This is a genomic window from Sphingomonas sp. CCH5-D11 (assembly GCF_001557395.1).
GTDB lineage: Bacteria > Pseudomonadota > Alphaproteobacteria > Sphingomonadales > Sphingomonadaceae > Sphingomonas.
The window spans coordinates 1-9,162 of the sequence record NZ_LSKH01000088.1 but is presented as its reverse complement, the minus strand read 5'-3'; the positions used below and the strand labels follow the sequence as shown (position 1 = coordinate 9,162).

8 protein-coding genes and 1 pseudogene are annotated in these 9,162 nt (G+C 63.0%); 4 read left to right on the top strand and 5 right to left on the bottom strand.

The features are described 5' to 3' along the window. Positions 1–82 precede the first annotated feature (82 nt). Together AX702_RS05775 and AX702_RS05770 are read left to right on the top strand one after the other, a co-directional pair. The gene (locus AX702_RS05775; RefSeq protein ID WP_017980765.1) at positions 83–736 is read left to right on the top strand and encodes an SDR family NAD(P)-dependent oxidoreductase; all 654 of its coding nucleotides are present in this window, start codon (positions 83–85) and stop codon (positions 734–736) included. A gap of 41 nt (positions 737–777) precedes the next feature. Then, entirely contained in the window at positions 778–1,290 is a 513-nt protein-coding gene (locus tag AX702_RS05770) for a hypothetical protein (protein WP_156455375.1), read from the top strand. 440 nt (positions 1,291–1,730) lie between these two features. Here the strand turns inward: AX702_RS05770 and AX702_RS05765 are convergent. Then, positions 1,731–2,779, bottom strand: a protein-coding gene (locus AX702_RS05765) for an IS3 family transposase (RefSeq protein WP_156002746.1) whose coding sequence is annotated in 2 segments (ribosomal slippage) — positions 1,731–2,527 and positions 2,527–2,779 — 1,050 coding nt in all. Because the reading frame shifts where the segments join, the coding sequence is not laid out codon by codon here. Between the two features lie 80 nt (positions 2,780–2,859). Between AX702_RS05765 and AX702_RS05755 the strand changes: the two are divergent. Beyond that, positions 2,860–3,195, top strand: a pseudogene (locus AX702_RS05755) (integrase core domain-containing protein); the annotation flags it as partial. Positions 3,196–3,291: 96 nt separating this feature from the next. Continuing rightward, entirely contained in the window at positions 3,292–4,194 is a 903-nt protein-coding gene (locus tag AX702_RS05750) for a LysR family transcriptional regulator (protein WP_017980760.1), read from the top strand. Here AX702_RS05750 and AX702_RS05745 read toward each other — a convergent pair. The 4 genes from AX702_RS05745 to AX702_RS05730 form a co-directional block, all read right to left on the bottom strand. After that, positions 4,184–6,379 (bottom strand): TonB-dependent receptor, encoded by a 2,196-nt coding sequence (locus AX702_RS05745; RefSeq protein ID WP_020486663.1) that lies wholly within the window; start codon positions 6,377–6,379, stop codon positions 4,184–4,186. The genes AX702_RS05750 and AX702_RS05745 overlap by 11 nt on opposite strands. A gap of 99 nt (positions 6,380–6,478) precedes the next feature. Beyond that, a complete protein-coding gene (locus AX702_RS05740; protein ID WP_017980758.1) occupies positions 6,479–7,393 on the bottom strand; it encodes an SDR family oxidoreductase in 915 nt (304 codons plus the stop codon). 11 nt (positions 7,394–7,404) lie between these two features. Continuing rightward, a complete protein-coding gene (locus AX702_RS05735) occupies positions 7,405–8,550 on the bottom strand; it encodes an acyl-CoA dehydrogenase family protein (RefSeq protein ID WP_017980757.1) in 1,146 nt (381 codons plus the stop codon). A gap of 12 nt (positions 8,551–8,562) precedes the next feature. Then, a partial coding sequence (locus AX702_RS05730; RefSeq protein ID WP_197420505.1) for a thiolase family protein occupies positions 8,563–9,162 on the bottom strand: 600 nt, incomplete at its 5' end.

Genomic DNA, 9,162 nt, shown 5'->3' with positions numbered 1-9,162 from the left:
CGGATCCTCAACACCGTCTCCAATACCAGCATCCCGATCTCGCCGCCTGACACACGCCAAGCGAACAGCCTAGACCACCGGGATGAGGGGTCCCTTTTCGACGCCGATCACCCCGCTACCGGGGTCCCTTTTCCACGCCGATCCACAGTTCCGGCCCGAGCAGATCGCGGAGGTCATCGACCTGAACGCCATCAGCTGGGTGCGGGTGAACCGCGCGGTGCTCCCGGCCATGCGGCGAGCGGGACGAGGCCTGCTGATCTATACCGGCAGCGGGATCAATCGCCTGCCGGACCCCTTCACCGGCCCCTATGCTGCATCGAAGGCGGCCGGAGACGTGCTGGCCGAGGTGATGGCGTTCGAGACCGCGCGCTATGGCATCGAGACCGTGATCGTTCAGCCCGGGGCCTACACGTCCGGCACCGATCATTTCAAACACGCGGTCGGCCCGGCCGACGTCGGGATCGTGGCACAATACGATCGACTGGCGGGCCTGTCGGATCAACTCGCCGAGCGGCTCGACAGGACTAACCTGCCCGATCGTCGCCACGATGCACAGGAGGTCGCCGAGGCTATCCGTGACATCGTCGCGATGATGCCCGGCACACGCCCGCGCCGTGTCGACATCGATCCGCAAGGCCGCGACGTCACGCGCATCAACGGCGTCACCGCCGAACTTCAACGCGCCTTCTTCGCCCGCATGGGCGTCGAAGACCTGCTGCATCCCGCAGCGCCCTGAAGGGCTCGTCGATCCGACCCGAAACTGTCCTGGAGGCACTGATGATACGTTCCATGATCCTCATCCTGTCTGTCGGCATGGCCCTGCCGGCCGCGGCGAAACCCGTCCGGGAATGCCGGATCCGCATCTTGCGGCCGGTAACGGACGACATGGGCCATCGCTGGTCGGCAGGCAGGCTGCTGCCCGCGACAATCATGCGGCGCGATGCGAACGGCGTATCCTTCTGTGCGCAGGGAGGATCCTGCGTGCCGCGGATGACGCGGAACGGTCGGGCGGCGCAGCTTGTGAATTGCCGACCCGGCAAGGCGCTGGGCAACGGCGACTTCCGCCTCGATCCAAACCCTGCCGTCATGAGCAGGGCCGAAGCCGACAAAATGCGTACGCGTTCCGTGGTCGAGAACAAGCTGTCGACGCTTGGATTTTCGAACGCGGCGAGCGGCACCTGGGCGAATGACTATGCCGCCAATCCCGACTCTGCTCATGGCCGCCTGGTCTCGCGTGCACTTGCCGGGTGGGCGGAGGCGCTGGCGACGATGAAAGCGAAGCTGCCGTGATCGCCCGTTCGATCATAGTCGCCATAGTAGCCATCGTCTGCGCAACGCGGGCTACGACGCAAAGCGTTGCCCCCCGAAGCTTCGCGCCGATCCGAGAGGCATGACGCGCAGGGTGGACGCGTCATCTTTGCGGCGCCGAAGATCGCGAACGTCGTCCATCCGACCGGGAGCGGCGCAGGGGCAATACCGATGGCGGTAATGGCGGTACAGACGGCGGCCCGGCGAAGTCCCGCGAGCCAGTGCGCGATGAAGGCAGGAATGCCGCGAGAGCGAGCCCGGTCAGCCACAGCGTCTTGGTGTCCGACCATTTCCACGGCCATGGCAGTGGCACAAAGGTAAGATTGACGGTCCCCCGGTTTTTTATCCGGGCATGATGCGAGCTTCCGGCCTGCATCCGCCGGGGTAACCCCGGCGGATAGAGCATATTCTGCTGGCGTCAGTCAGCCAAGCGCCGTGTGAGGACGGCTCTCGTTATAGTCCCGTCGCCAAGCCTCGATCTTGGCTCGGGCGTCTGCCAGCGACAGGAACCAGTGGCTGTTCAAGCACTTGTCCCGCAGCCGGCCGTTGAAGCTCTCGACAAAGGCGTTGTCGGTCGGTTTGCCCGGCCGCGAGAAGTCCAGCGTGACGCCGTTCTCATACGCCCAGCGATCGAGCGCCTTCGAGATGAACTCCGGCCCAGTGTCCACCCGAATGGTCTTGGGCGCGCCGCGTATCGCCGAGATCCACGTCATGACCGCCACGACCTGCTCACCCCTGATGCCCTGGTCGACATCGATCGCAAGCGCCTCACGGGTGAAAGCGTCGACAACCGTCAGCGCCCGCAACCGTCGGCCGTCGAACAAGGCGTCCGAGACAAAGTCCATCGACCACATCTCGTTAGGCGCCGACGCCGCGGGCTGGCGTTCGCGATTTGCAGCGCTGACGTTGCGACGAGGACGTCTGAGCCGGAGGCTTAACCCATCTTCCCGGTAGAGCCGATAGACGCGCTTGTGGTTCACCAGCCAGCCTTCCCTGCGCAGCAGGATGTAGATCCGGAAATAGCCGTAGCGCACCCGTGCCGCCGCCAGGTCACGGATGCGCAGCCGCAGCGGCGCCTGGTCAGGCTTATGCGACACGTACCGCACCGACGAGCGGTCGACGCCGGGCGCGAGGCAGCTACGCCGCTCGCTGACGCCGTGGGACGCCTGGACCTGCGCGACGATCTCGCGCCGTCGCCCAGGCGTCAGAGCTTTTTTGCGAGCACGTCCTGCAGGATGTGCTTATCCAGGCTCAGATCCGCGACGAGCTGCTTGAGCTTGCGATACTCGTCCTCAAGCTGCTTGACCCGCCGCAGCTCGCCGCCGCCCAGTCCGCCATACACCTTCTTCCAGCGGTAAAACGTCTGCTCCGACACGCCCATCCGGCGGATGACCTCGGCCACCGGCGTGCCCATTTCCGCCTGCTTCAGCGCAAACGCAATCTGCTCTTCCGTGTACCTCGACTTCTTCATGTCCCGGCTCCTTGCACGCGGGCTTAAAAGGGCCGGAAAACTCTCACTCAAACCGGATGAAAAAACAGGGAGGACGTCAACGCAAGGCCATCGTCATGCGGCGTCCGCCCAGAGGGCTCATTCACCGTTCGGACCGCGGCAGCGAATATTCTTTCGTGGACTTCCAGGCCGGACTGCGTCGCCACGGCATCCGCATCTCCATGTCCGGCAAAGGAAATTGCTACGATAACGCGATAGTCGAGACGTTCTTCAAGACCATCAAATCCGAGCTTGTCTGGCGCACCGTCTTCTACACCCGCGTCCAAGCCAAGCGCGCCATTGCCCGCTATATCGACGGCTTCTACAACCTCGTCAGGCGCCACTCCGCACTCGATTACACCAGTCCCGCGCGGTTCGAACGAACCGCGTCACGCTGAGCGAATGCCTCTTCACTTAAACGAAGCAAGTCTAGTTGCTTTGACAAGGCCACTTGGGGTGTTGCGGACGACAAGTGAAAAGGCAAAGGTTTATCCGTGCTCGATCCCCGACTGAGATATGCCGTTGCGGTCGCGCGAGTCGGCTCGTTCTCCGGCGCGGCCAAGGCTGTCGGCGTGACCCAATCGGCGGTCACGAAGAGTGTCGCCGACCTCGAACAACAGGTCGGTTTCGCGATCTTCAACCGGACATCGCGCGGCGTCGCAATGACGCCGGAGGGCCGCGACTTCATCGATCGGGCCGCACGGCTGCTCGCGGATGCGCTCGATCTGCTGGGAGAGCGAGACCGCAACACCGATCCGTTTGCGGGGTTGCTTCGCATCGGGCTGTTTCCGGGCTCGATCGATTGGTTGATCATGGGGCCGGCGATCGGGCTTCTGAAGCGGCGTGCCAGCGTCCGGATCGAAACGGTTTCGGGAAATAGTGAGCGTGCGGTGCAACTGCTCTCTCGCGGAGATATTGATGTTGCGTTCGGGTTAGAGGCAGCCTTCGCCGGCTGGCCACAGTTCAAGAGCGATCGCATCGCGACGGTGGAAATCCTGCCGTTCGTACGCAAGGACCACCCGATCCTAACGCGCCATCCCGTCGACAAGCAGTCGCTGGCGCGGTTCGATTTTGTCGTTCCGTCCTCTTCCGAACCCTACACCCCGATCATCCAGCAGCTGTATGAGCAGGACGGGCAACGCCCGGAAGATCGCATCCACCTGACCGACCACTTCCCGCTGGTTCGTCAGATCGTCGCCGCGACCGATACCATCGGGCTGGTGGCAAGGGCTTTCACAGCAAGCCGCTGGTTTCGCGATGCGTTCGTACCATTGCTCGACACGGGCTTGCTCGACCCGCTGGTGTTGTCATACGCCGCACGCGCGCGATGGCCGATCAAGCCCGCAGGCAAGGACCTGATCGCGCGCGTGCGCCAAGCGTGGATGCCTAGAAGCTGAGTGCCACCTCTCCGCCGATCACGCGTCCTTTGTTGAGTGGCGACAGGCTGGCGCCGACACCGCCGAACGCCGTAGAGAGTGGGGTGTCGCCGCCATAAGTGACCTCGTTCAGCAAATTGCGGCCATAGATCGAGACGCGCCACACGCGATCGGTCGTCGTGTAGGTCAGGCTAGCGTCGAGCATGTCCGCCGCGGGCAGGAAACCGATATTGTTGTCGGTGAAGCGGGCACTATCACGGTGCGTAAAATCGACGCGTGCGGTCGCGGTGCCGACCGAGCCCAGTCGCTGATCGTATGTGATGCCCGCGCCATAGGTCCAAGGCGAAAGCCGCGGCAGCTTCAGATTGCGGTCGACGTCGTTGATGATCCCGTCGCCGCTGATGTCGAAACGGACGTTGCTGTACTGACCGTGGACGTAGCCCACCTGTCCAGACAGCACGAGATTGGGGAATACGAAGAATTGACCCTCCGCCTCCACGCCCTGGATCTTCGCGTCAGCCGTGTTACGAATGACCTGACTGACGCCGAGCGGACCAGGAACGATGATTTCCCGCTGCAGATTGTCCAGCTGGTTATGGAATGCGGCAAGGTTCAGCCGGCTACGGCCGAACTGCTTCTTTGCCCCGATCTCGAAACTGTCCTGCACCTCCTGATCGAACGGCCCCGGCGGGACGCCCGGGTCGGTATTGCGCAAATTGTATCCGCCGCTGCGGAAACCGCGTGTGTAGAGGCCGTAAACCTGAGTCCGGTCATCCGGCTTCCACTGTAGTCCGATTTTCGGCGTAAAGCTTTTCCAGTCATCGGAATCGACGAAGTTGGTATTGCAGATGAGCGCGGCCAGATTGCACCCGTCCGCCCGCAAGGTGCCCACGCGCACGAACTTGCGTTCCCAGCTGTAACGCCCCCCCAGATTGACCGTCAATGTGTCGGTAAAATGCCAGTCGGCAGAGGCAAAGATGCCCCATGTGGTCTGGTCTTGGGTCCCCCCACCCGAAACGATGCGGGTATTGTTCAGCAGATTGCGACGCTCGGCATACCTCAGATCCTGGGTAAAGTAGTATAGGCCGGTAGTAACCTCGACCGCACCGAATGTCCCGGCATAACGCAGCTCGTTGCTCAATTGCTTCTGCGCAATATTGAAGAAGCCGTTGAAGAACGATTGCGGCGTCCCATCGATATCGGTCGCCGTCCGCGACCGAAACTGACGATAGCCCGAGATATTCGTGATGACGCCGTCGCCCAGGCCGATATCGACATTCGTTTCGACGAGCGCCTGGTTCCAGACCGCCTTGTAGAAGCCCGGGAAGTCAATCGACAGACCAAAGGTGTTGCGTGGGAATACGGCGTGGCTTTGAACCGGGGCGCCGTCGCCATCGACATCGCCATGCTCGAAGCGAATATCCATGCGGAAATCGTCGCCGCCTTTGAAGGAGAGCGCCGGGCGGATGATCAGGTCGCGTGACTTGCCGAAACTCCTGCCGTCAAAGCGGTTTCGGAACCAGCCGTCGTCGTCGCTGTAGTATACCGCCAGCTTGGCAGCCAGGACGTCATCGATCAGCGGTCCCGTCACCATCCCACTGACGGTCTTCTTGAGCCCCGTTTCGACGGAAACCTTGGCATTGGCCCCAAAGGTGAAGCGGGGAAGGGTCGTGCGCATCACCACCGCGCCGCCTGTCACGTTACGGCCGAACAGCAATCCTTGCGGTCCGCGCAGCACCTCAACCCCCTCAAGGTCGAAATTGTCGAGGACGACGCCCGCATTGATCCCCAGATACATGCCGTCGACGAAGACGCCGACCGTAGGGTCGATCGAAGGGATGGTGCTGTTGATACCTAGGCCGCGGATCGTGAAGTTGGCGTAACCAGGCGCAGTGCCAACGCCGTCGAGCTGCACGTTGGGTACATCATAACTCAGGCTCTGGAGGTTCTGCACGAACTTCGCGTCGAGCTGAGCTTCCCCGAATGCGGTCATCGCGATGGCGACGTTCTGCACGCTCTCTGCGTAGCCCCGCTTGGTGGCCGTCACGACGATCTCTTCGGAAAGCGCCTCCGTCGCCGTCGGCCTCGCGGCTTCGGTCTGGCCAGAGGGTTGGGGCTCCGGCGTCGGCGACGCCACCGGTGCCGATTGTGCAAATGCCGATCCAGCCCAAACCAAGGCGACGGACGCGAACAGGCAATGTTTCATGGCCCCATCTCTCCCAAGAATTTATGATTATCGACCAACGGAGTCGCGTGGTCGGACGCGGTCGTCCAATTCAATATGCGGGCAATCTATTCCATCGTGTCATAAGTCGCCGGCTCCTGCCGGGGGTTGGACCGCGGCAAGGCTGTCGTTGATCGTCGTCGGGTATTCGGCATGCGTGAAATCGCTTATCTCGCACCAGTGACGCGCGATGTCGTCAGGCGTGAAATCCGCCATGTCGCCAAAGCGATGGCCCCGTGAGCGCTGCCATCGCAGTTTCGAGACATAGCCGGCGCCCACCTCGAAAAGGCCTTTGGTTTCGCTGCAATCCTCGTGAGCCAGCCAGCCTACCAATGGGCTGATCGCCTCCGGTCGCAGCCGCGTGAGCAAATCTTGCGGGAACACCGTTTCCGTCATCCGCGACGCTGCGATCGGAGCGATCGTGTTGACCCGAATATTCTTGGTGCGGCCCTCCTCCGCCAGCGCATTGGCGAGACCGAGAATGCCGAGTTTTGCCGCAGCGTAGTTGGCTTGCCCGAAATTGCCGTAGATGGCGGCGGCGGACGTCGTCATCACGACGCGGCCATAACCCTTGTCGCGCATCACCGGCCACGCCGCCTGCGTGACAGCGCGCGACCCGTTCAAGTGCACGTCGTGCAGCAGCGTCCAATCCTCATCGGTCATCTTACCGAAGCTGACGTCGCGCAAGATGCCGGCGTTGTTCACAACCACATCGACCGTGCCGAACGCATCGAGCGCGGTCGTGACGATCCGCGCGCCGTCCGTTACGGAATCGTAGTTCGCGACCGCCTCGCCACCGCCGCGGCGAATCTCCTCGACCACCCGGTCGGCGGCGGTCGACGAGCTGCCGTCGCCCATGCGCCCACCGCCAAGGTCGTTCACCACGACGCGAGCGCCGCGCGCACCGAACAGCAGCGCGTGCTGACGACCCAGCCCGCCACCGGCGCCGGTGACGATCACGACCCGGCCGTCGTAACGCAAAGTGTCGATCATCATCGTACCCTCCGTCAGCGAAACGCCCCGATGCCCGTCAACGCGCGCGCGATAATGAGCTTCTGGATTTCCGTCGTTCCATCCGGGATCGGACAGATGATCGCTTCGCGTGCCAGTCGCTCGACGATGAAGTCCCTCGTCACGCCGTTGCCCCCGTGGATCTGCAGAGCGTCGCGGGTGACGCCGATGGCCATCTCGGTCGCGAACCATTTGGCCATCGCGCATTCGGTTTCGGCGCGAATGCCGGCATCGACGAGCGCTATCGCCCGGTGCGTCAGCAGCCGTGCGGCATCGATCTGCGTCGCCATGGTCGCCAGCTTGTCGGCGATGAGCTGGTGGCCGGCGATCTTCCGACCATGCTGCGTGCGCTCCTTTGCATAAGCGATCGCCTCGTCCAGCGCGCGCCGGGCAATGCCGATGCTCCACATCGCCATGTGGCAACGCGCGATCTCGAACACCTTCAGCGTGTTGCGCAAGCCGTCCCCGGGCTGACCCAGCGTGTTGCCCGCGGGCACCCGGCAGTCGGTGAGAAAAATCTGCGCTGTAGACTGGCCGTTCAAGGCCATCTTCTCGATGTCGCGTACCTCGTACGGGCTTTCCGCGCGATCGATCAGGATGTGGCTGATTTCGTCATCGCCCGTGCGACAGGTGCAGATCAGTATGTCCGAATAGGCCCCGTTGGTGATCCACGTCTTCTCGCCGTTGATGATCCAATGGTCGCCGTCGCGCACCGCCCGCGTTTTCACCGCCGCCACATCGGAACCGACATCGGGTTCCGAGATTCCGATCGATACGAAGAGCTCACCTGCGACGAGGCCCGGCAAGTAGCGATCCTGCAAATCCGACGACGCGTTGCGCCTGATGAGCTCGATACCCACCGCGTTGATGAACCCCGGAATGGCAACGTCGAGCGACGAATAGACGATCTCTTCGAAGACCATCAGATGCGTCAGCCAGCCCATGTCGAGCCCGCCCCACTGCTCAGCATGCGGTGCCGTGATGTGACCGAACTGTGTCAGCTCACTGGTCCAACGCTGCATGAGCTGACGAGGGATGAAGCCCGGGCCATGGCCGCGGATTTCAGGTTCCAGTTTGTCGTCGAGGAAACGGCGGACGCTTTCGACCGCCATCCGCTGCTCTTCGTCTGGTTGGAATTCCATGCCCTCTGCTCCCTATCGACCGAGGATGGTGACTGCGACGACAGCCTCCTCCACGCCCACCACTCCGCCGCCGTTCTGCGCGATCGCGACACGGGCGCCGTCGACCTGCCGCGCGTCTGCTTCGCCGCGCAGTTGCCCGACCAATTCGTAGATCTGGGCAAGACCTGTTGCGCCGATCGGATGACCCCTGCTTTCGAGCCCGCCGGACGGGTTCACCGGCAGGCGACCACCAAGGACGGTTTCGCCGCGCTCAGCGGCGATGCCACCTTCGCCCGGCGGTACCAGGCCCAGCGCCTCGATTTCGATGATCTCTCCCATCGCAGTCGCATCGTGAACCTCGGCGACGTCGACGTCGGTCGGATCGACGCCAGCCGCTGCATAGGCACGGGCCGCCGCCAACCGGGTGACGTGCCGATCGTAGTCGCACGCGTCGCGTTCGGAACTGGTCTGCAACACCGATGCGAGGATCCGGATTGCGCGGCCGGGCGACACGGCAAGTTTGCGCAAGCCCGCTGCATTGCAGATGACGGCTGCGCTTGCGCCGTCGCTTATCGGCGAACACATCGGCAGCGTCAGCGGATACACGATCGGTGCCGCCGCCAGCACCGCCTC